At 61.8% G+C, this 20,965-nt stretch carries 18 protein-coding genes; 3 read left to right on the top strand and 15 right to left on the bottom strand.

All coding sequences use genetic code 11. The annotated features are described in order from the left end of the window. Positions 1-172: 172 nt before the first annotated feature. From B0G82_RS21780 to B0G82_RS40550, 12 genes are all read right to left on the bottom strand, one after another. Positions 173-1,183, bottom strand: a complete 1,011-nt coding sequence (locus B0G82_RS21780) for a DUF2891 domain-containing protein (protein ID WP_121309000.1) — start codon at positions 1,181-1,183, stop codon at positions 173-175. A gap of 112 nt (positions 1,184-1,295) precedes the next feature. Further along, entirely contained in the window at positions 1,296-2,636 is a 1,341-nt protein-coding gene (locus B0G82_RS21775) for an FAD-binding oxidoreductase (RefSeq protein WP_121308999.1), read from the bottom strand. Beyond that, a complete protein-coding gene (locus B0G82_RS21770) occupies positions 2,636-3,928 on the bottom strand; it encodes an FAD-binding oxidoreductase (RefSeq protein WP_121308998.1) in 1,293 nt (430 codons plus the stop codon). Before B0G82_RS21770 ends, B0G82_RS21775 begins: the two co-directional genes overlap by 1 nt. A gap of 71 nt (positions 3,929-3,999) precedes the next feature. Next, entirely contained in the window at positions 4,000-5,577 is a 1,578-nt protein-coding gene (locus B0G82_RS21765) for a DUF3138 family protein (protein ID WP_121308997.1), read from the bottom strand. A 38-nt stretch (positions 5,578-5,615) separates the two neighbouring features. Next, entirely contained in the window at positions 5,616-6,527 is a 912-nt protein-coding gene (locus tag B0G82_RS21760) for an ABC transporter permease subunit (protein ID WP_106277415.1), read from the bottom strand. Then, positions 6,524-7,498 (bottom strand): ABC transporter permease subunit, encoded by a 975-nt coding sequence (locus B0G82_RS21755; protein ID WP_121308996.1) that lies wholly within the window; start codon positions 7,496-7,498, stop codon positions 6,524-6,526. The genes B0G82_RS21760 and B0G82_RS21755 overlap by 4 nt, the downstream gene beginning before the upstream one ends. Then, the gene (gene potA, locus B0G82_RS21750) at positions 7,495-8,658 is read right to left on the bottom strand and encodes a polyamine ABC transporter ATP-binding protein (RefSeq protein ID WP_121308995.1); all 1,164 of its coding nucleotides are present in this window, start codon (positions 8,656-8,658) and stop codon (positions 7,495-7,497) included. The genes B0G82_RS21755 and potA overlap by 4 nt, the downstream gene beginning before the upstream one ends. 212 nt (positions 8,659-8,870) lie before the next feature. Beyond that, a complete protein-coding gene (locus tag B0G82_RS21745) occupies positions 8,871-9,992 on the bottom strand; it encodes a polyamine ABC transporter substrate-binding protein (protein WP_106277421.1) in 1,122 nt (373 codons plus the stop codon). Between the two features lie 73 nt (positions 9,993-10,065). Next, entirely contained in the window at positions 10,066-11,511 is a 1,446-nt protein-coding gene (locus tag B0G82_RS21740) for an aspartate aminotransferase family protein (protein ID WP_121308994.1), read from the bottom strand. A 27-nt stretch (positions 11,512-11,538) separates the two neighbouring features. Further along, on the bottom strand, positions 11,539-12,873 hold the full coding sequence (locus B0G82_RS21735) for a glutamine synthetase family protein (protein WP_106277425.1): 1,335 nt from the start codon (positions 12,871-12,873) through the stop codon (positions 11,539-11,541). A 32-nt stretch (positions 12,874-12,905) separates the two neighbouring features. Then, positions 12,906-13,700, bottom strand: coding sequence for a gamma-glutamyl-gamma-aminobutyrate hydrolase family protein (locus tag B0G82_RS21730; protein ID WP_121308993.1), 795 nt, complete (start codon positions 13,698-13,700; stop codon positions 12,906-12,908). Positions 13,701-14,002: 302 nt separating this feature from the next. Further along, complete coding sequence (locus tag B0G82_RS40550; protein ID WP_193372832.1) at positions 14,003-14,203, bottom strand: hypothetical protein; 201 nt, start codon at positions 14,201-14,203, stop codon at positions 14,003-14,005. 478 nt (positions 14,204-14,681) lie between these two features. On the opposite strand from B0G82_RS40550, the gene B0G82_RS21720 reads away from it, so the two are divergent. The 3 genes from B0G82_RS21720 to speB all read left to right on the top strand — a co-directional run bounded on the left by B0G82_RS21720 (position 14,682) and on the right by speB (position 17,914). Then, positions 14,682-15,233 carry a cupin domain-containing protein gene (locus B0G82_RS21720; protein WP_106277429.1) on the top strand — a complete coding sequence of 184 codons (552 nt, stop codon included), beginning with the start codon at positions 14,682-14,684 and terminating at the stop codon, positions 15,231-15,233. Between the two features lie 102 nt (positions 15,234-15,335). Continuing rightward, the gene (locus B0G82_RS21715) at positions 15,336-16,829 is read left to right on the top strand and encodes an aldehyde dehydrogenase (protein ID WP_121308992.1); all 1,494 of its coding nucleotides are present in this window, start codon (positions 15,336-15,338) and stop codon (positions 16,827-16,829) included. Positions 16,830-16,945: 116 nt separating this feature from the next. Beyond that, positions 16,946-17,914, top strand: a complete 969-nt coding sequence (gene speB, locus B0G82_RS21710) for an agmatinase (protein ID WP_116145484.1) — start codon at positions 16,946-16,948, stop codon at positions 17,912-17,914. 25 nt (positions 17,915-17,939) lie between these two features. Here speB and B0G82_RS21705 read toward each other — a convergent pair whose 3' ends face one another. The 3 genes from B0G82_RS21705 to B0G82_RS21695 form a co-directional block, all read right to left on the bottom strand. Further along, positions 17,940-19,136 (bottom strand): MFS transporter, encoded by a 1,197-nt coding sequence (locus B0G82_RS21705; RefSeq protein WP_121308991.1) that lies wholly within the window; start codon positions 19,134-19,136, stop codon positions 17,940-17,942. Further along, the gene (locus B0G82_RS21700; protein ID WP_121308990.1) at positions 19,133-19,666 is read right to left on the bottom strand and encodes a MarR family winged helix-turn-helix transcriptional regulator; all 534 of its coding nucleotides are present in this window, start codon (positions 19,664-19,666) and stop codon (positions 19,133-19,135) included. Before B0G82_RS21700 ends, B0G82_RS21705 begins: the two co-directional genes overlap by 4 nt. Before the next feature lie 113 nt (positions 19,667-19,779). Further along, positions 19,780-20,799 carry a VTT domain-containing protein gene (locus tag B0G82_RS21695; protein WP_116145478.1) on the bottom strand — a complete coding sequence of 340 codons (1,020 nt, stop codon included), beginning with the start codon at positions 20,797-20,799 and terminating at the stop codon, positions 19,780-19,782. Positions 20,800-20,965: the final 166 nt, after the last annotated feature.

Genomic DNA, 20,965 nt, shown 5'->3' with positions numbered 1-20,965 from the left:
CGGTCGAGCCGCAAGAAGCGGCTCTGCGTTGACGCAATAGTGGAAAAGCGGCGCTCGCAGCGTGAAACGGTTGGTATGAGAAACCGTTTCGCGCGTGCGGCGCCGCTTTTGTATTTTCAGTTGACCATGCCGCCGGTCGAGTTCGATTCGAAGGCTCGAATCAGGCCTTTATTCAAGCTTCCAATGCGAGCGTGGCGAATGTGCCGAGCCAGTGCTCGCCCATATAGTCGCCGGCCACGTGCGGCAGTGCGGTTTGCAGATGCCGCTCGGCTGCGTCGAACAGGACGGTTCGGCGAATATCGCCTGCGGGCAGGGCGCGCGCGAGTGAACGCTGGCACCATGCGCGGCTGAGATTCAGGCCGTCCAGATGCGCGATCTTGCCGTCGGTACGATCCGTGACGGTGACAGGCTCGAACAGCGTAGCGGGCTTTTTCGAGCCGAGATCCGGCAGAAAGCGGCCGAACCAGTCGACGAATTGCGCGGGCGGCAGTATGCGGCGCATGAGCTCGGCTTCCATGAGCGAAGGCGAGAGGAATTCGTCGCCGGCAGGCTCCCATGCCTGACACGCAACGTCGTTCACAAACCAGCGTTCCGCCGTATTCACGACCAGTGCTTCCAGCGGATCACGCGATGTTTGCCGCGCAAAATCCAGCGTCAGCGCCAACGCGAAGGCCATGTTGAAGTGCGTGCCCACGCGCAGCGGGTAGGTGGCCTTCGGCAGAAAGTCCTCGAAGCGCTCGACAAACAGTTCGGTAAGCGGCGCAAAGGTTTTCGACCAGCGCACGGCTTCCGTGAGCTTCAGCGAACTGAGTTGTGCGCTGAGCGCGAGCAGCCAGGCCCAGCCATACGGACGCTCGAAACCACGGTTGTGCGGCAGTTCGAGATACGCCACTTCACCGGCCACGTTAGCCGCGGTGAAATGCTCGTCGGCCACTGCGACGATGCGCGCCGCTTCAGGCAGATCGGGAAAACGATCGAGTAGATGCAGGATCAACCAGTAGCCGTGCACGCACGAATGCCAGTCGTAGCTGCCGTAAAAAATTGGGTGCAGCGCACGCGGGCCTTGCACGTCTTGCGGCCCGGCGAGCGAATGCGTCAGCTTGTTCGGGTATTCGCGCGTGAGATGGGCAAGCGCCAGGTTGGCGAATTTTGACGCGAATTCGCGAGTGAGTTGAGTGGTCATCGGCGCCTCCTCAAAAGCGGCATACGAATAAGTATGACAGTATGCTGTGGAGGGTCACCAATAGTAAAGTGGCCGGCAAGGGCGACCGGATTGCGCCGCGTGCCGGCCATGCCTAGAACAACTCCAGAATCCGGTGATACATCATCCCCAGTTCCAGCGCCGGGCCGCGCAACGCAGGGCCGCCCGGAAAGCGCGCATGCCGCAATTGCGCGAACAGATCGAAAGCTTTCGTCTCACCGGCCATTGCCTGGGCCACCACGCGCCCGGCAATACCGGTCAGCGCCACACCGTGCCCCGAAAACCCCTGCACGTAAAAGTAATTCGGATCGATCGATCCAAAATCGGGTGCGCGATTGCGCGTCACGTCGACAAAACCGCCCCACGCATAGTCGATTTTCACGTCGCCGAGTTGCGGGAACACGCCGATCATGCGCTGGCGAATCTCTTCGCCGAGCTGCGCCGGTGAAGCACCGGTCGAGCTAGCCCGCCCGCCGAACAGCACGCGATGGTCCGCCGACAACCGGAAATAGTCGAGGAAGAAGTTGTTGTCGCAAATCGCCTCGCGTCCTTTGATCAGCGCATCCGCGCGCTCTTTGCCGAGCGGCTCCGTGGCGACGATATACGACGCGATCGGCGCTATACGCGCGGCCACCGGCGCGGGCAGCACGTCGCCGATCGTGGCATTGCCGCATGCCGCGACGAAACGGCAGCGCACTTCGCCACGAGCGGTACGCACGACAGGCCGTGCACCCCGCACGACCTCGATCACCGGCGAATGCGCGAATAGCTGCGCGCCCTCACGGCGTGCCGCATCGGCGAGACCGAGACAGTACTTGAGCGGATGCAGATGGCCGGAAACCGGATCGTAGACGCCGGCCAGATAGCGCTTCGAAGCGACGCGCGAACGGACCGCGTCGGTATCGAGCCACGAGAGTTTCGAATAGCCCCAGCGTTGCGAAGCCGCTTCCATCCACGAACGCAAATCGGGCACGCGTTTCGGTTTGGTGGCGACGGTCAGATAGCCGGACGTGAAATCGCAGTCGATGCCGTAACGTTCGATACGCTCGCGCACTAACGAGACACCTTCCACCGACATCGCCCATGCGGCCCGCGCGCCGTCGAGACCGAGCTGGCGTTCCATGACCTCGTCCTTCGCGAAACCCACCAGCGTCTGCCCGCCGTTGCGGCCCGACGCGCCCCAGCCGGGCCGATGCGCATCGAGCACGACCACCGACAAGCCGCGCGCCCGGCACTCCAGCGCCACCGACAAACCGGAGAAGCCCGCGCCGATCACGCATACGTCGGCTTCGAGCGAGCCGTCGAGCGCGGGATCGTCGGTGAGCGGGCGGGTGGCGCTCGCTTCATAGTAGGAGTTGGCGATCAGCGCATCGGCGCGGCGGTCGAGCGTATTAAGCGTGTGAGGTGTGTTGAAGCCGGGAGTCGCAGCATTCATCAAAGCAGGTCCTTCATTCGATACCAGGCCATCGCGAGTACGAGGGCAGGGGTGCGCAGTGTAGCGCCGCCGGGAAAGTCGCGGTGACGAATCTTGCCGAACAGATCGAAGCGCGACGCCTGGCCGTCGATTGCTTCGGCGATCAGTTTGCCCGCGAGACCGGTGGTATTCACACCGTGCCCCGAGAAGCCTTGCGCAAAATACACGGTCGGCGAGAGCCGGCCGAAATGCGGCGCGCGGTTCATGGTGATGTCGACGAAACCGCCCCATGCATAGTCGATTTTGACATCGTCGAGTTGCGGGAAAGTCTTCAGCATATCGCGGCGCATCGCTTCGCCGAGGTTGCGCGGCGCCAGCTTCGAGTAACTTACTTTGCCGCCCCAGAGCAGGCGGTGATCTGGTGCCGGACGGAAGTAATCCAGTACAAAGCGGCTGTCGCACACAGCGGCTTTCGCGGGCATCAGCGCTTCGGCGCGATCGGGGTCGAGCGATTCGGTGGCGATCACGTAGGTGCCGACCGGCATGATCTTGTTCGCCACGTCCGGGGCGAGCTGACCCAGATAAGTATTGCAGGCGAGCACGACGAAGCGTGCCTGCACCCGGCCGCGTGCCGTTTCAGCCACATGTCGGCCGTTTTCTTCACGCAGGGCCGTGACGCAGCTGTCCTCGAAAATTTGCACGCCGGCTTCGCGCGCCGCGCGCGCCAGCCCCAACGTGTAATTCAACGGATGCAGATGGCCGCTGTCCGCGTCGAACAGGCCGCCCAGATAGCGTTGCGATTGAACATAATTGCCGACGCCGTCGGCATCGACATAACTGAAGCGGTCGTAGCCGAAGCGCCGCTGCGCTTCGTCACGCCATTTCTGCAGCGCGTCGGTATCGCGCGGCTTATTCGCCGCGGTCAGGTAGCCCATGGTCAGATCGCAATCGATCCGATGCTTCGCAACGCGTTCCTTGACGATATCGAGGGTTTCGATCCCCATGTCCCAAACACGCTTCACGTCGTCCGCGGGCAGATACTTCGCGAACGTATCGATATCGCACGCGAAGCCGCCGATCAACTGGCCGCCGTTGCGACCGCTCGCCGCCCAGCCGACTTTCGATGCTTCGAGCACCGCGACCGAGTGGCCGCGTTCGGCAAGATTGAGCGCCGTGGAAATGCCGGTCAGTCCCGCGCCGATCACGCACACGTCGACGTTGATGGTTTCGTCGAGCGCGGGGTGGCGGGTGCTGTCGTTGGCAGTGGCGGCGTAGTACGAGGCGACGTGAGGCTGGTTCGAGAATCGGAGCATAGGCAGAGCATGCGGAAAGAGCCTGTGCGCGTGGCCTTTTCGACAACAAGGCCACGCACCGGCAGAACAGATTAGAACGAGTAGATGAACTGGGTTGCGAGCAGGTCGTTGGACTTGCCATACGAACCGTCGTTCTTCAGGAACACCTGCTTGTTGGCCCAGTCGTGGCGGTATTCCACCTTGACCGTGATCTGCTGGGTCGGATAGAACAGCAGATCGAGCGAAACATCCTGGCGGGTCGCGCCCTTGCATTCGAAGCCAAGGCCACCGTTCGCCTGCGAATTGGCGAGACAGTCCGCGCCGATACCGAAGCCGTTCGCCGTGTCCATGCCGTTGCCGTTCAACGCGATGCCACCGCCGCCGCCGCCGTTCTTGCTGTCGACCAGCAGGTCATAACGTACCGTCGCGCCCATGCGGCCCACCACCGGCAGATTGAACTTGCGGTGCGCGAGCAGCGACAGGCCGTACCATTGAGCCTGGCCGCCGTTGTACGCGGCGTTTTGCTGCTGGCCGTAGTCGAGCTCGGCGTTGTACTGCACGTCGGCGAGCGTGTAGGTCAGGTCCGCTTCGGTGAAGAAGAACGTGCCGCCCGAGCTCGGCGCCTGGCCGCCTACGCCGTAGCTGACCGTGCCGTTTGCGTCGATCGAGCTAGGCAAGGTCTGACGGCCGATGTTGATCGACGCGCCGAGATCCAGCGCGCTCGACCACGTGTAATCGGTGCGGGCCGTGAACGTCGGAATCTTGTTGCTGGTCGTGATCGGATCGCCCAGCGCGTTCGTGCCCGTCTGCGTGACTGCGCCGAACGTGCGGTACTGCTCGTTGCCGAGGAAGAACTTCCACGCCCAGTTGCCGGCCGTGTAGTTCGCGCCGATCCCGACATAGCTGCCCGGATCGGAGAAGTCGTACAGCAGGTTGTGCGTGAGCGTGAGCATCTGATTAGACTGCTGCACTTCATAGCCGCCGAAGCTCGGAATCAAACCGGCCACGAGTGTCGTGGTCGCCGTCAACGGCACATTCACCACGGCCGTGTTCAGGATGTTGTTCCCGATATCGCCGTGCGAGTTTTGCAGCAGCGTAATGCCGTTGCCGCGGTTCGGCATCAACGTGATTTCAGCCGACGGCGCCATCGGGCCGACACCGAAGGTCTTCTTGATGTCGAGGTACAGATCGCCGAACGTGCTGTTGAAGTAGTTGTAGCTGCTTTCGTGGTTTGCGAACAGGAACGACGAGCTGCTCTGTGCACGGTTATAGATATAGGTCGGGTCGATATAGCCCGTCACCGACAAACCGGCGATCGGCCCGGTCTGCGCCGCGTCTTCGAGCGAATCGACCTTCAACTGCTGATTGGCGATCTGCTGCTTCATCGCCGTCACGTCGTCGTTGGTCAGCGTCGCCTGAGCCCTGCCGTAAGCAGGCGACGAGATATCCACCGGCGCGGCCGCTACTGCCGGGGCAGGGGCCGCTGTCGCGGCCGTCGCCGCGGTGGCTGCCTTCGGCTTGGTGGCGACTTCAGCCCGCAACTGCTTGACCTCCTTTTGCAGTGCATTGAGTTGGGCCTGGAGCGCCTTGATCTGGTCGCTGGTGGCATCCGCCATGGCCATGCCAGGCAGACTCCCCGCCACCAACAGACAGATGAGCTTCTTTCTCATTCAAATTCTCCTTATTGGTCGTATTGCAAATGGACTTCTTATGCGCGTGCTGTATCGAGCGACTTTCGTACGGCGGCTTGTTGTGGTGCGGCGGGCAAGGGGTCGGCGGCTTCAGCGAGGGCGAAAGCCATCTGCATGTCGCGATTGCGCTTGCGTTCGCGCAATTGCATCCAGCGGTTTACGGCAATCACGCCGATCGTCACCGTGGTGATGAAGATCGTGGCGAGCGCGTTCATTTCCGGATTCAGGCCGAGACGTACCCGCGAGAACACCACGAGTGGCAGCGTGGTCGAACCGGGGCCGGACAGGAATGCGGAGAGCACGAGGTCGTCGAAAGACAGCGTGAACGACAGCAGCCAGCCCGACATCAGCGCCTGCGAGATCAGCGGCAGGGTGATCAGGAAAAACACCTTGAACGGCGTGGCGCCAAGATCGAGCGCGGCTTCTTCGAGCGATTTGTTGAGCTCTTTCACACGCGATTGCACGATGATCGCCACGTACGACACGCACAGCATCACGTGGCCGATCCAGATCGTGAAGAGACCGCGGCCCTTCGGCCAGCCGAGCATCTGTTCAAGCGCGACGAACAGCAGCAGCAGCGAGATGCCCTGAATCACTTCGGGAATCACGAGCGGCGCGTTGATCATGCCGGCGAACAGCGTGAAGCCGCGAAAGCGCCCAAAGCGCGCGAGCACGAAACCGGCCCACGTGCCGATCACGACCGAGGCGCACGCGGTCAACAGACCGATCTTCAGCGAAAGCCACGCCGCGTTCAGCAACTCGCCGTCTTGCAACAGCGCGCCATACCATTTGAGCGAGAATCCGGACCACACCGTGACGAGCTTCGACTCGTTGAACGAGTACACGATCAGGCTGATGATCGGAATGTAGAGAAACAGAAATCCGAACGTCAGCACGCTATTGGAAAGCGTCTTATTAGGCTTGATCATTTCGCGCCCTCCAGTTCCTTGACCTGGTAGTACTGGAACACGGCCATCGGCACGAGCAGCAGTAGCACCATCGCGACGGTGACGGCGGATGCCATCGGCCAGTCCATATCGTTGAAGAATTCATCCCACATCACGCGGCCGATCATTAGCGTGTCGGCGCCGCCGAGCAGTTCCGGAATCACGTATTCGCCGACCGCCGGAATGAACACGAGCAGACTGCCGGCGATAATGCCGTTCTTAGACAGCGGCAACGTAATGCGCGTGAAAGCGGTCCACGGTTTGCAACCGAGGTCGTATGCCGCTTCGAGCAGCGTCAGATCCATCTTCACGAGGTGCGCATACAGCGGCATCACCATGAAGGGCAGGTACGAATAGACCATGCCGATATAGACGCCAATATCCGTGTGGTAGAGGCGCAACGGCGAATGAATCATGCCGATCGCCATCAGCGCGTGATTGAGCAGACCGTCGTCTTTCAGAATGCCGATCCATGCGTAGACGCGGATCAGGAAAGACGTCCAGAACGGCAGCATCACGCCCATCATCAGCAGGTTGCGTTTCGTCGGTTCCGAACGGGCGATGTAGTACGCGATCGGATAGCCGATCAGCAGGCAGAAGAAAGTTGAGACCGCGGCCATCTTCAGCGAGCTGATATACGTGGCGACGTACAGATCGTCCTGGAGCAGGAACGCATAGTGGCTGAGCTGCATGGCGAAATGCACCATGCCGTCCTTGACCGTGACGAGATCCGTGTACGGCGGAATGCCCAGACGCAGATCGGCGAAACTGATCTTCAACACCAGCACGAACGGCAACGCGAAGAACACCGTGAGCCAGAGGAACGGCACGCCGATCACGGTCGAGCGGCCCGACGGCACGAACATCGACAGGCGTTTTTTCAGCGAGCCGAACAGGCGGCTGCCGGACGGCGCGCCGAGCGCCGCGGGGGAGGAGGTAGTGGGATTGCTCATTGCGTCAGCACCACGCCGCTAGCCGGCGACCAGTAGACGAACACGTCGTCGTTATAGGAAGGCGCACCTTCGGCCATCAGATGCGAGCTGGAGAGGTTCGACACGACGGTCTTGCCGCTCGGCAGACGCACGTGATAGAGCGAATAGCTGCCCATGTAGGCCACATCGGAGACCACGCCGCGCGCCCAGTTGTGCGGTGTGCTCGGTTTGTCGAGTGATACCTTGATGCGCTCAGGACGCACCGAGATGCCCACCGGCATGCCGAGCGGCCCGGTAATCCCATGGCTCACATAGATGCGTGATTCGAGGTCTTCGCTTTCTACGAAAATATGGTCCGGTTCATCCGCGACCACCGTACCTTCGAACAGATTGGTCGAGCCGATGAACTCGGCGGAGAAGCGGCTATTCGGAAACTCATACACCTGGCTCGGCGAACCGATCTGCACGATGCGGCCTTCGCTCATCACGGCGAGGCGGCCGGCCATCGTCATCGCTTCTTCCTGATCGTGCGTGACCATCACGCAGGTCACGTCGACCTTCTCAATGATGTTCACGAGTTCGAGCTGGGTCTTCTGGCGGATCTTTTTATCGAGCGCCGACATCGGCTCGTCGAGCAGCAGCAGCTTGGGGCGCTTCACGAGCGAACGCGCGAGCGCCACACGCTGCTGCTGGCCGCCTGACAGTTGATGCGGCTTGCGCTGCGCGTATTTGCTCATCTGCACGAGATTGAGCGCATCGGCGACGCGTTCCTTGATCTCGTTCTTCGGCGTGCCTTCCTGCTTCAGGCCGAAAGCGATGTTCGCCTCCACGCTCATGTGCGGAAACAACGCATACGACTGGAACATCATGTTGACCGGCCGCTTGTACGGCGGCATCGCGGCGAGATCTTCGCCGTCGACGAAAATGCGCCCGGAGGTCACCGTCTCGAGCCCCGCGAGCATGCGCAGGAGCGTGGACTTGCCGCAGCCGGAACTGCCGAGCAGCGCGAACAACTCGTTCTTGGCGATGCTCAGGTTGACGTTGTCGACAGCCGTGCTGTCGCCGAATTTCTTCACGACATTTTCAATCCGAACGAATCCGTCCGATTTCGATTTTGTCGTCACCGCGGGGCGGGCCATCTGGGTGGCGCCGGCTGCGCTTTTTGAGGTCGTCGAGTTCATGATGTAACCATTCCTTGCGGATCGCGGGCGCAAGTGTCTCCATACGAGGCGCGGGAAGCGTCTCGCAACGTGCGCTGCGATCGGAAAACATGGGACTGCGCGCGGGTGGGACTGTTAAAGCAAACGCGCAGGCTGACTACCGTTACGGCTATTCATGCGCTCAGGGTTCGAGCGATCCCTGAGCGCGGGATCGATTAGTTAATGTGGCCAGGTTAATGACCGGTTTTAAGCTGCGCCCAAAGGCGGTTTTCAAGGCGGAGAATGTCGGTCGGCATCGGCTTCATCAGCGTCATCTTGCTCAATACTTCATCGCCCGGATAAACGGTCTTGTCCTGTGCTACCGCCGGCGTCACGAACTGACGCGCGGCCTTGTTCGCGGTCGGGTAGAACACTTCGTTGGTGATCGCGGCGTTGACCTTCGGGTCCGAGATGTAGTTGATCCATTTCAACGCGGCTTCCGGATGCGGCGCGTCTTTCGGGATCACCATCACGTCGAACCACAAGAGGCCGCCTTCCTTCACGTTCGAGAACTTGATCTGATACGAGCGCTTGGCTTCTTCGGTGCGGCGGCTGGCAATGCCGACGTCGCCCGACCAGCCCAGGACCACGCACACGTCGTTATTGGCGAGGTCGTTGATATAGCCGGACGAATTGAATTGGGTGATATACGGGCGGATCTTTTTCAGCACTTCGAATGCGGCCTGATAGTCGGCGGGGTTCGTGCTGTTCGGATCCTTGTGCATGTATTGCAGCGTGGCGGCGAAGACGTCGACGGCCTGATCGAGGATGGACACGCCGCAGCTTTTCAGCTTGGAGAGATTGGCCGGATCGAAAATCAGTGCCCAGCTGTCCACCGGTGCATTGGCGCCGAGCGCTTTCTGTACGGCCTGCACGTTATAACCGATGCCGTCCGTACCGTATGCCCAAGGCACACCGTACTGGTTGCCCGGGTCGGCGTCGGCAATCATCTTCATCAATACGGGGTCGAGATTCGCGAGGTTCGGCAGCTTCGATTTGTCGAGCTTCTGGTATACGCCGGCCTGAATCTGCTTGGCCATGTAGTTCGAAGTGGGCACCACGATGTCGTAACCCGAACTGCCGGCGAGCAGCTTGGCCTGCAAGGTGTCGTCGCTATCGTAGTTGTCGTATTTGACCTTGATGCCGTCCTGCTTCTCGAAGTTCGGAATCGTGTCCTTCGCGATGTAGTCCGACCAGTTATACACATTCAGTTCCGTGTCGGCCGCAAGGGCCGGCGTCACCGATAGCGCCGCAAAACCGGTGAAGGCGAGAAGCGCGGCCCCCGCGACCGCATGACGAAGATGACTAACGCTCATGGTTTTTTCCCTTGATGTGAAGAACCGGCATGAGCGTAAGTTGTGGGTGTGCTCATGCCGGAACGGACTGCCGTTACGAAATGCCGAGTTGTTGTGCTGTCGCATCGATGGCTTTTTTGGCCTTCGAAACGACTTCGTCGATTTCCAGCTTATTGATCACGAGCGGCGGCGACAGCAGCATGCGGTCGCCGGTGGCGCGCATGATGAGGTTGCCGTTGAAGCAGAAGTCGCGGCAGATCGTGCCCACGTCGCCACCATTGGCGAAACGCTTGCGCGCCTTCGGGTCTTGCGCGAGTTGCAGGCCGGCCACCAGACCCGCACCGGAGATTTCGCCGACGATCGGGTGATTGGCGAAGGTCTCGCGCAACTGTTTCTGGAAATACGGACCGGTGTCGTTCTTCACGCGATCGACGATCTTCTCGTCGCGCAGCAACTTGAGGTTGGCGACGGCAACGGCGGCGGCAACCGGGTGGCCCGAATACGTGAGACCGTGATTGAAGTCGCCGTTTTCGATGATCGCCTTCGCCACGCGGTCATGCAGACCGACCGCGCCCATCGGCACGTAGCCGCTCGTCAGACCCTTGGCCAGCGTGATCAGATCCGGCTCGAAACCGAAGTGCTGATGCGCGAACCATTCGCCGGTGCGGCCGAAACCGCCGATCACTTCATCGGCAACGAGCAGAATGTCGTACTTGCGGCAAATGCGTTGGATTTCCGGCCAATACGTCGAAGCCGGGAAGATCACGCCGCCTGCTCCCTGGAAAGGCTCACCGATGAACGCGGCAACGTTGTCCGCGCCGATTTCGAGAATCTTCGCTTCCAGTTGCTGCGCACGGGCCAGCGCGAATTCTTCCGGCGTCAGGTTGCCTTCCGCTTCGCCGAAGAAATAAGGCTGGTCGATATGCACGATGTTCTCGACTTTCGAGGGCATCTGTTCATGCATATAGCCCATGCCGCCGAGCGTCCCGCCCGCGATCGTCGAACCGTGATAGCCGTTTTTGCGCGAGATCACGAACTTCTTCGCATGCTTGCCCTGCGTCGCCCAATATTGATGGACGATACGCAGCACCGTGTCATTGCCTTCCGAACCGCTGTTGCAATAGAAGAAGTGATTGAACGGTTCCGGCGCCAACTCCGCGAGCAGAGCCGACAGTTCGATCACCGGCGGGTGCGTCGTTTTGAAGAAGGTGTTGTAGTAGGGCAGTTCCTGCATCTGCCTGTACGCGGCATCGGCCAGTTCCTTGCGGCCATAACCGACGTTCACGCACCACAGGCCCGCCATGCCGTCGATTACCTTGTTGCCTTCCGAATCCCACAGATACACGCCTTGCGCCTTCACGATCACGCGGCTGCCGCTGCGGTTGAGCGAGCCCATATCCGAAAACGGATGAATGTGATGTGCGGCGTCGAGCGCGCGATATTCAGCGGTGCTGCGTTGTTGCGTAGCTTGTGCTGCCTGTGCGCTTGCGGCCGGCTGGGCCGGTTGCACGTAAGCGGCTTCTTCTGTTCTGTAGCTCATTACTGCCTCCAATTTTTTGCGTTTGCCTTACACGTGCAGCAGCAAATGCCGGCGTTCCCACGAACTGATCACGCGGAAGAACGCTTCGTATTCGGTTTCTTTTAAGGCGAGGTAGGCTTTGACGAATTTCTCGCCGAGCACCTCGGCGATCGGCTCGCATGCGCCCATCAGCGTCAAACCCTCTTCGAGATTGCGCGGCAACTGGTACGGCAATTCGTAACCGTCGCTCAGCAGCGGCTCGGTGGCTTCGAGCTTCTGCGTCATGCCTAGATAGCCGGCGGCGAGTGTCGCGGCAATCGCGAGATACGGATTGCAGTCCACGCCCGGAATACGGTTTTCGATGCGGCGTGCAGCCGGCCCCGAATGCGGAATCCGGAAGCCCACCGTGCGATTGTCGTAACCCCACGCCACATTGATCGGCGCGGCCATGAAACGCGACAGGCGACGATACGAGTTGATGTACGGCGCGAAGATCGGCATTAATGCGGGCGTGTACTTCTGCAAACCGGCGATATAACCCGTAAACAAAGAAGTGGGTTTGCCGTCCGGGCCGGTGAACAGGTTGTGACCGGTTTCTTCATCCACGAGGCTTTGATGCATGTGCATGGCCGAGCCCGGTTCGCCTTCCATCGGCTTGGCCATGAAGGTCGCGTACATCTTGTGGCGCAGCGCGGCTTCGCGCACCGTGCGCTTGAAGAGAAACACGCTGTCGGCGAGCTTGAGCGGATCGCCGTGCATGAAGTTGATTTCCATCTGCGCGGCGCCGACTTCGTGAATCAGCGTGTCGACTTCGAGTTCCTGCACCTCGCAGTACTCGTAGATATCTTCGAAGAGCGGATCGAATTCGTTGACCGCTTCGATCGAGTAAGCCTGACGGCCGGTTTCCGGACGGCCCGTGCGGCCGATGGGCGGTTGCAGCGGAAGGTCCGGATCCTTGTTCATATCGACCAGATAGAACTCGAGTTCGGGCGCGATAACCGGCTTCCAGCCTTTGGCCTTATAGAGTTCGAGCACGCGGCGCAGCACACGGCGCGGCGAGATCGCGACGGGCGTGCCGTCGAAGTGAACGCAATCGTGGATCACCTGAGCGGTCGGATCGACGGCCCACGGGATCATGCGGATGGTGCTGGCGTCGGGCACGCACACCATGTCCGGGTCGGTCACGCCGGTGAGCGTGCCGTCTTCCGGATAGTCTCCTGTGACGGTCTGGATCATCACCGCCTGCGGCAAGCGCATGGACTCGCCGGATTCGAATTTGCTGCGCGGAATGATCTTGCCGCGCGCGATCCCGGCCATATCCGGAATGATCGCTTCGATTTCGGTGACACGGTTCTTCTTCAGAAAATCGTCGATGTCATGCATGTCTATTCTCTCTGTTTTGGTGCGCGACCGGCTCAGGCATGCGTGGCAGCGGCGGATGCCGCGCCATAGCCGGCCTTGGTGCGCATTCGATCGCGGCAGGCGTCGCCGAATGCCCGAAAGATCGCGGTGGACAGTGCGTCGTTGGCGTGCCTCCACTCCGGGTGCCACTGCACACCCAGCGCGAAGGCGCGCGCATCGGTCACGCTCACCGCTTCGATCAGGCCATCCGGCGCGGTGGCTTCGGCCGTGAGGCCCACGCCCAGCCGCTCGACGCCCTGACCGTGCAATGAATTCACACGCGCTTCATTCGTGCCGCCCGCAAGGCGCTGCAACAAGCCGCCCTGCGTCAGCGTGATCGAATGCGACGGTGCGTATTGCACGTCGAGGTCGTCTTCCTTGTTCTCGCGATGGTCGTTCAGACCGTCCACCGCGTGAACGCTTTGATGCAACGTCCCACCGAAAACCACGTTCATTTCCTGGAAGCCCCGGCAGACCGCCAGCACCGGCACGCCGGCGGCGATAGCCGCGCGCATTAACGGCAGCGTCGTCGCATCGCGTGCGGCGTCGTGCAGCGTGCCCGGCGTGCTCGGATGGCCGCCGTAGCGGTGCGGCTCGACGTTCGAATAGCTGCCTGTAAACAACAGGCCGTCGACTGTCGCCAGCACGTCTTCAACGGACTGACGCTCGCCGAGCGCGGGCAGCAGCATGGCCAGCGCCTGTGAACCGTCCACGATCGCGGCGATGTATTTCTCGCCGACCACGTGCGACGGGTGGACTCCCATCATCGTTCTGTCGGCGCTGATGCCGACCAGGGGTTTCTTTCGCATAACGAATAGACGTGTGTGTTCCCCGCGGGACGCGGCATGAACAACGTTAAACACAGCGCGGCACGATTGCGCAGCCGTGCGCAAGGCGCAAGGCCACCGGGTAGTGCGGGCGGTCGTCGTCAGGAAAACGCGCCGCGCGTGACAGTCAGATGGGCCGTTCGATTCGATCCGCTGCGGTGCGCAACTGATCCGGCAGATGTGAAGTGCACAGGCGGCAGACAGCACCGCACATGCACAAACGCACGGCTCGAAAGAGCGCGCTCACGCAAACGGATGAATCGAACGGCGAAAAGGGGGAGGCGCTACGGCAGCAGCGAGGCGACTTCGTCCGTACGCACGGCAATGAAGGCGCGCGCGGAGATAGAGTTGTGACGTCGAACTGAACGGCGGGACAGGATCGTGAAGACGGACAGAAAGCGGCGGAACGCAAGGCTGCCGCTGCTGCCGTCGGCGATGGCGCCGTCAGCGCGAGGACAACTCGCCTGACTACGATTCCATCTCACCAAAGGGCCTCGGACTCTCACGATTACACTCGACTGGCGACGTTGAAAGTATTGAACGGCCTGCTCGAAACCCAAACGGGGCGTTTAAAGAAACAGGACGCTGGGATGATCGCCTTGCACCGATGCGAGCCGAATTCGCTGCGCCGCGAAACACCGTTCGGTGTCTCATGACGTCGGTATGACGATCGCCTGGGAACCAGCATATACGAGCCAATAAAGCCGTCAAACCCTTTTTGAGAAAACATTTATCAGGGCTTTCCCGAGGGTGCGGCTAGAATCGCGGCCGATGGGAACGTTCATTGCGCCGTTCATTTGCGCTATTCATATTTCGGAATCCTTTCAGGGTTTTCCCCAAAGGCGCAACGATCAAAGTGATTAGAATATTCAACACTCGCGAGCAGCGCGTTGCCCGAGTCTTGTGTTTCATTCATCTGATCACTTGGCGCCCCGATCGTCTTCAATGTCAGAGAACCTAACGATGTCCATAGAAGTAGCGACCCGTCTGCAATACATCCGCAAGAAGAACGGCTTGTCCCAGCGTGAACTGGCGAAACGGGCGGGAGTGACGAACGGCACGATCTCGCTGATCGAACAGAATCGCGTGAGCCCCTCGGTCGGCTCGCTGAAGAAACTGCTCGAATGCATACCCATGAGCCTCGCCGAATTCTTCACCTTCGAAGTGGAAGTAGAACGTTCGGTGGTGTCGCGCCGTGCCGACATGCCAAACCTCGGCAATGAGTCGATCGAGTTCTATCTCGCGGGTTCGAGCGTGAAAGATCGCAACATGGGCATTCTGCGCGAGGTCTATCAGCCGTTGTCGGACACGGGGCCGGAAATGCTGGAGCACGAAGGGCACGAGGGCGGGGTGGTGGTCAGCGGTCAGATCGAACTGACGGTGGACGGCACCACGTGGCTGCTCGACCCCGGTGACAGCTACTACTTCGAAAGCCGTCTTCCGCACCGTTTTCGCAATCCCAGCGCGGAGCATCTCTGCGAGATCGTGTCGGCCAATTCGCCGCCCACTTTCTAAAGACTCCGCGCCAACGCGCCTCGACTCAACTCACTGCCGCAGTTCGGTGCCGCATGAGGTCGGTGCAGGTTTGCGTCGAGCGCATAACATTGAGGCATCCTGATGGATAAGAAATCTCTCGCTTTCTGGCAAGACAAGACCGCTACGCTATCGATCGAAGGCCGCGCGTTTATCGACGGCGAATACCGTGATGCCGAAAGCGGTCGCACGTTCGACTGCCTGAGTCCGATCGACGGCAAGCTGCTCGCCAAAGTGACCGACAGCGGCGCGGCCGACGTCGACGCCGCCGTTGCCGCCGCGCGCCGCGCCTTCGACTCCGGCGTATGGTCGGGCCTCAACCCGCGTCGACGCAAGGCGGTGCTGCTGCGCTGGGCCGCGTCGATTCGCGAGCACATGGACGAACTCGCGCTGCTCGAAACGCTCGACGCCGGCAAGCCGATCGCCGACACCACCAGCGTCGACGTGCCGGGCGCGGCGTATTGCGTCGAATGGTTCGCTGAAGCCATCGACAAAATCGGCGGCGAAGTCGCGCCGGCCGATCATCATCTGGTCGGACTCGTTACGCGTGAGCCGATCGGCGTGGTGGCCGCGGTCGTGCCGTGGAATTTCCCGATCCTGATGGCGTCGTGGAAATTCGGCCCGGCGTTGGCGGCGGGCAATAGCGTGGTGCTCAAGCCGTCGGAGAAGTCGCCGCTCACCGCGATCCGCCTCGCGCAACTCGCACTCGACGCCGGCATTCCCGCCGGCGTGTTCAACGTCGTGCCGGGCGCGGGCGAGCCGGGCAAGCTGCTGGCGCTGCATCACGACGTGGACTGCCTCGCCTTCACCGGCTCGACCAACGTCGGCAAGCTGATCATGCAGTACGCCGGGCAATCGAATCTGAAACGCGTGTGGCTCGAACTCGGCGGCAAGTCGCCGAACATCGTGATGACGGATTGCCCGGATATGGACCGCGCGGCCAACGCGGCAGCGGGTGCGATCTTCTACAACATGGGGGAAATGTGTACCGCAGGTTCGCGCCTGCTCGTGCATCGCGACATCAAGGACGTATTCCTCGACAAGTTGATCGCCGCGGCGCGCAGCTATACGCCGGGCAATCCGCTCGATCCGAACACGTCGATGGGTGCGATCGTCGACAAGGTTCAGCTCGAACGCGTGCTTGGCTATATCGAGGCAGGCCGCGCTGAGGCGAAGCTGCTGCTCGGCGGCGCGCGCGTCAAAGAGGAAACCGGCGGCTTTTATATCGAGCCGACCATCTTCGAGATTCCGGCTTCCGGCGCGAAGGTGGCGCGTGAGGAAATCTTCGGACCCGTGCTGTCGGTGATCACATTCGACACGGTGGAGGAGGCAATCAGGATCGCTAACGATAGCGAATATGGTCTCGCCGCCGCGGTCTGGACCTCGAACCTGACCACCGCGCACGAGGTGTCGCGTCAACTTCGGGCCGGCACGGTGTGGGTCAATTGCTATGACGAAGGCGGTGACATGAACTTCCCGTTCGGCGGCTACAAGCAATCGGGCAATGGCCGCGACAAGTCGCTGCATGCTTTGGAAAAATACACCGAGCTGAAGTCCACGCTCGTGCGGCTGCGCTAAAGGATTCGCGAAGCCGGCGCTGCGGCGCGTGTGATGCGCGCTGTAGCGTTTCCCAATGAATCCGAGGCCGGCGTTGCGTGTGCCGCGCCGGACTGCCTAAAGGTATCAGCTCATCCATGACTGAACTCGTCTATGGCGACGGCGCGATGCGTCGCCCGTCGCTTTATGGCTCGTCGATCGAAAACACCTATGCGGGTGTGCTTTCGTTCATGCGCCGCAAGTACACACGCGAACTCGACGGCGTCGATGTCGTGGTCTCCGGCGTGCCGCTCGATCTGGCCACCACCTTCCGCCCGGGCGCGCGTCTTGGGCCCGCCGCGGTGCGCGCGGCCAGCGTGCAGTTGTCGGAGTTGCATCCGTATCCGTGGGGTTTCAATCCGTTCGACGACCTCGCCGTGACCGACTATGGCGATTGCTGGTTCGACGCGCACAATCCGCTCACGATCAAGGAGTCCATCGTCGAGCATGCGCGCACGATCCTCCGTTCGGACGCGAAGATGCTGACGCTCGGCGGCGATCACTACATCACCTATCCGCTGTTGATCGCGCACGCGGAGAAGTACGGCGAACCGCTCTCGCTGATTCATTTCGACGCCCACTGCGATACCTGGGCCGACGACAGTCCCGACAGCCTGAACCACGGCTCGATGTTCTACAAGGCGGTGAAGGATGGTTTGATCGATCCGAAGACCTCGGTGCAGATTGGCATTCGCACATGGAATGACGATTTCATGGGCATCAATATTCTCGACGCCGCCTGGGTGCACGAGCATGGCACGCGAGCGGCGGTGGAGCGGATTACGTCGATTGTGGGTGCATGTCCCGCGTATTTGACGTTCGATATCGACTGTCTCGATCCGGCTTTCGCGCCGGGTACCGGGACGCCGGTGGCGGGCGGTTTGTCGTCGGCGCAGGGGCTGGCGATCGTACGCTCGCTCGGTGCGTTGAATCTGGTGGGCGCGGACGTCGTGGAAGTCGCACCGGCTTACGACCAGAGCGAGATCACGGCGATCGCCGCGGCGCATATCGCGTGTGACCTGCTGTGTCTGTGGCGACAGCGCAAGGTTGCGGGACGCGAGGCTTAGGCGCGCTCGATCGAGGTGAACCGGCTCAGCCCATCGACGACGATTGTTCGGGCTGGCGCCGGCCTTCACGTAGACCCAGCGTGTAGATCACCAGCGCGCCGCTCATCAGCGCGAGTTGCCACATCAGCATATCGCTGCCACGCGCGTTCATTGCGAAGCCCGCGACAAGCGGCCCCACGATCGAACTCGCGGTGAAAGTGAGCGACAACAGCCGCATGTTGCGCGCGAGCGCGGCCTTGTCGCTGCAAGCCGCCGCGTACATGCCGAGTGTAATGAACGAACTGTTCATGCCGCCGAGCAGCAGCGCGCTCGCCGCCGCGAGCCACGAGGCGGGCGCGGCCAGCGCGAAGCCGCAGATGGCCAGCGTGCTGAGCGCGGCGCACACGATCACCGTGGCCGCAAGCCCCGCGCGATCGGCCAGCCAGCCAACCGGAAATTGAAGCGCCATGCCGCCGACGCCGAACAACGTCAGCAGCGTGGCGGTTTGCGTAGCGTTGAGGCCGTGCGCGTCGGCGAATAGCGGGAAGAGGCCGTAAAGCGCACCGTCGCCGATACCACCTGCCGCGATGACCACCATACCGAGGTTCACCAGCGGGCCGAGGACCAGGCGTCGTTGAGCGCTCTTTCTTCGCGCAGGCGGCGCGGCTTGCAAAACTGGCGCGTTCTTATCGGATGCTGTCAGCCAAAGCGGCAGCGCCGCTGCCAACGTGAAGGCCGCGCCGGCCACGAACGTAATGCGTCCATCGACATCGCACCACACCGCGAGCGCAGGCCCGATGACACCGGCCGTGGCGATCAGCGCTTCGTGTACGCCCACCACGCGTCCGCTCGACTCGGCGGGGACCAGACTGTAGAGCCAGGTTTCATTGGCGATCCAGCGCAAGCCGATGCCGAACCCCGTCAGCAGACCGGGTACGAGCCACAGCGGCCACGATAATGCCCCCATGATGGCGAAGGCCACCAGCGTGGCCAGCAGACCCAGCGACACCGTGCGTTTCGCACCGATGCGGGCCATCAGCCACGGCGCGATCAACAAGCCGGCCAGCATGCCGGTCCATTGCGCGGCGGAAAAGAGGCCGGCGCGTGGCGCATCCAGGCCGCGATGGGCGAGCCACACCGGCAGCACCATAAAACCGATGCCGAACTGGCCGACCTGCGAGAGCGCCGACACCGCGGTCAGCGCAGCGATTGCCGGCCAGCGCCCCGGCGTGGCGGATTTCATGCGCTGCTCCGCGCGGGCATGGGCAGCCCCTGCTCGCGGCATTCGACCGGACAGCCGGCTTTCAGGCAGGGACCGTCGTCACACAGGCGGCACAGTTGCATGGCGTGCGCGGGGTCGCGAGTCTCGTTCCACAAGATCTTGATCAGCAGGCTCTCCAGCACCTTGCGCTCGCTGTCTTCGAGCCGGCCGACTATGCGTTGCAGCATCCTGTCGCGCGCCATTTGCAGACGCCTGGCCTCACGTTTCCCGGCTGTGCTCAAGGCGAGCGCGACGGCCCGTTTATCGGCGCCCGATTTTTTCTCGACGAGACCCGCCTCGACCAATCCCGCCACGGCGCGCACGGCGGCCGGATGCGACAGATCGACCGCCTCGCGCAGCACTTCAATCGATGAATCGGGGTATTGGCCGACCGCGTTGAGCATGGCGCGGGCGGTGGGGCCGGCGAGCGCGTCCACGGTGGGTTGCGCGTTCATTTCGTCCGTGACCAGCAGGGCGAGCACGCCGAGCAGATTTTCTGTGCGCTGCGTCATGGCGATACCTCAATGTGTGCAACGTGCATATATGCATGTTGCACACATTGAGGGTGAAGCGCAAGCGGAATTTGGACGGCAATGCGGGCGATATGCGAGGCACGCGTGGAGCGTTATTTCGCCAGCCGCGCCCGTACCGTGTATTCGCCTTCTTCGCCCTCGTCCTCGATCATGTGGGCCTTGGCGGTGTGGAAGTCGGCCGGCAACGGTTCGACCGGATAACCGCGTTTCTGCCACGCATCGAGGCCGCCCTTGAGCGCGCGGATATGGTGGATATTCTTGCGATGCAACTGCTCGACGATCCGCTTCGCCGTCGCTTCGTTCGGACACACGCAGTAGACGACAATCGGCCGCTTCAGCAGATCGGGGTCGATCGGCTCGGGCGAATCGAGATCCAGCGGCCGTGCGCCGGCAATCCGGTGCGATTCCTTTGCGCGCACGCTGCGTGGCCGCGCGTCGAAGATCAGCGGCGGCTCGTTCGACTTCATCATCTCGTCGAGCTGATCAGGTGAAATACGCGTGTGTGCGAGCCAGCGGCGAAACTGCCAGCGGCGCACGCAGCGATACAGCAGCACGGCCACGAAGATCGCCGCGAACGCGTCGAAAATCGTGCCGCCGTTGTGGCGCACGAGCAGCATCAGTTGCACGATCTGGCCGTGCAGCGCGGCGCCGCCGATCACCCATACGCTTGCCCACAGCGTCGTGCCGAAAAAATCCCACAGCAGAAACACGCCGAAATTGATGGCTGTCGTGCCGAGCAGCGGCGCGGAGATCAGGCCGAGGCCGGGCAGGAACTTCGCGACGGTGAGAATCGGCGCGCCGTACCGTTCGTACGCGTTGCGCGCGATCCGCGTCGTGGTGTCGAGCGAGAGAGAGAAGCGTACGAGATAGTTCAGCAGACGGCGGCCATAGGCGCGTCCGGTGAAAAACCATAGCGAGTCGGCGATCAGCGTGGCGGCGACCGCGGCGCACACGACGCTCGCATACGAGGTTTGCCCCATGGCGGCCATGGTTCCACCGAGAATCAGCATCGGCGCGGCCGGAATCGGCACGCCGAGTTGCGTGATGAGCACGCTCATGAACACGGCCCATACGCCCAGCGAGGGTGGAATAGCAACCGGAAAATGCCACACAACCGCGCTCCTGAGAATGCACTGAAAGGATTTGCAACGTGCGCGGCAGGGCGGCGCATGGCGAACAGGCTGCGCATGTTCCGTTGCCGCACGACGGCGAGCGCCACGCCGCGTCGGCAGGCGGCCGCCCTGTAAAAAAAGAGATTAAAGGCGGATTTAAGCACAG

This window comes from Paraburkholderia sp. BL17N1 (genome assembly GCF_003634175.1).
Lineage (GTDB): Bacteria > Pseudomonadota > Gammaproteobacteria > Burkholderiales > Burkholderiaceae > Paraburkholderia.
The sequence above is the reverse complement of the archived record's forward strand: the minus strand, read 5'-3'. Positions and strand labels throughout refer to the sequence as shown.

Excerpts from the sequence above, each read along its gene's own strand:
- B0G82_RS21765 (WP_121308997.1), bottom strand. The coding sequence starts at position 5,577 with ATGAGAAAGAAGCTCATCTGTCTGTTGGTGGCGGGGAGTCTGCCTGGC.
- B0G82_RS21720 (WP_106277429.1), top strand. The coding sequence starts at position 14,682 with ATGTCCATAGAAGTAGCGACCCGTCTGCAATACATCCGCAAGAAGAAC.
- speB (WP_116145484.1), top strand. The coding sequence starts at position 16,946 with ATGACTGAACTCGTCTATGGCGACGGCGCGATGCGTCGCCCGTCGCTT.
- B0G82_RS21760 (WP_106277415.1), bottom strand. The coding sequence starts at position 6,527 with ATGATCAAGCCTAATAAGACGCTTTCCAATAGCGTGCTGACGTTCGGA.
- B0G82_RS21730 (WP_121308993.1), bottom strand. The coding sequence starts at position 13,700 with ATGCGAAAGAAACCCCTGGTCGGCATCAGCGCCGACAGAACGATGATG.
- B0G82_RS21780 (WP_121309000.1), bottom strand. The coding sequence starts at position 1,183 with ATGACCACTCAACTCACTCGCGAATTCGCGTCAAAATTCGCCAACCTG.
- B0G82_RS21700 (WP_121308990.1), bottom strand. The coding sequence starts at position 19,666 with ATGACGCAGCGCACAGAAAATCTGCTCGGCGTGCTCGCCCTGCTGGTC.
- potA (WP_121308995.1), bottom strand. The coding sequence starts at position 8,658 with ATGAACTCGACGACCTCAAAAAGCGCAGCCGGCGCCACCCAGATGGCC.
- B0G82_RS21755 (WP_121308996.1), bottom strand. The coding sequence starts at position 7,498 with ATGAGCAATCCCACTACCTCCTCCCCCGCGGCGCTCGGCGCGCCGTCC.
- B0G82_RS21770 (WP_121308998.1), bottom strand. The coding sequence starts at position 3,928 with ATGCTCCGATTCTCGAACCAGCCTCACGTCGCCTCGTACTACGCCGCC.
- B0G82_RS21745 (WP_106277421.1), bottom strand. The coding sequence starts at position 9,992 with ATGAGCGTTAGTCATCTTCGTCATGCGGTCGCGGGGGCCGCGCTTCTC.
- B0G82_RS21740 (WP_121308994.1), bottom strand. The coding sequence starts at position 11,511 with ATGAGCTACAGAACAGAAGAAGCCGCTTACGTGCAACCGGCCCAGCCG.
- B0G82_RS21705 (WP_121308991.1), bottom strand. The coding sequence starts at position 19,136 with ATGAAATCCGCCACGCCGGGGCGCTGGCCGGCAATCGCTGCGCTGACC.
- B0G82_RS21715 (WP_121308992.1), top strand. The coding sequence starts at position 15,336 with ATGGATAAGAAATCTCTCGCTTTCTGGCAAGACAAGACCGCTACGCTA.
- B0G82_RS21735 (WP_106277425.1), bottom strand. The coding sequence starts at position 12,873 with ATGCATGACATCGACGATTTTCTGAAGAAGAACCGTGTCACCGAAATC.
- B0G82_RS21775 (WP_121308999.1), bottom strand. The coding sequence starts at position 2,636 with ATGAATGCTGCGACTCCCGGCTTCAACACACCTCACACGCTTAATACG.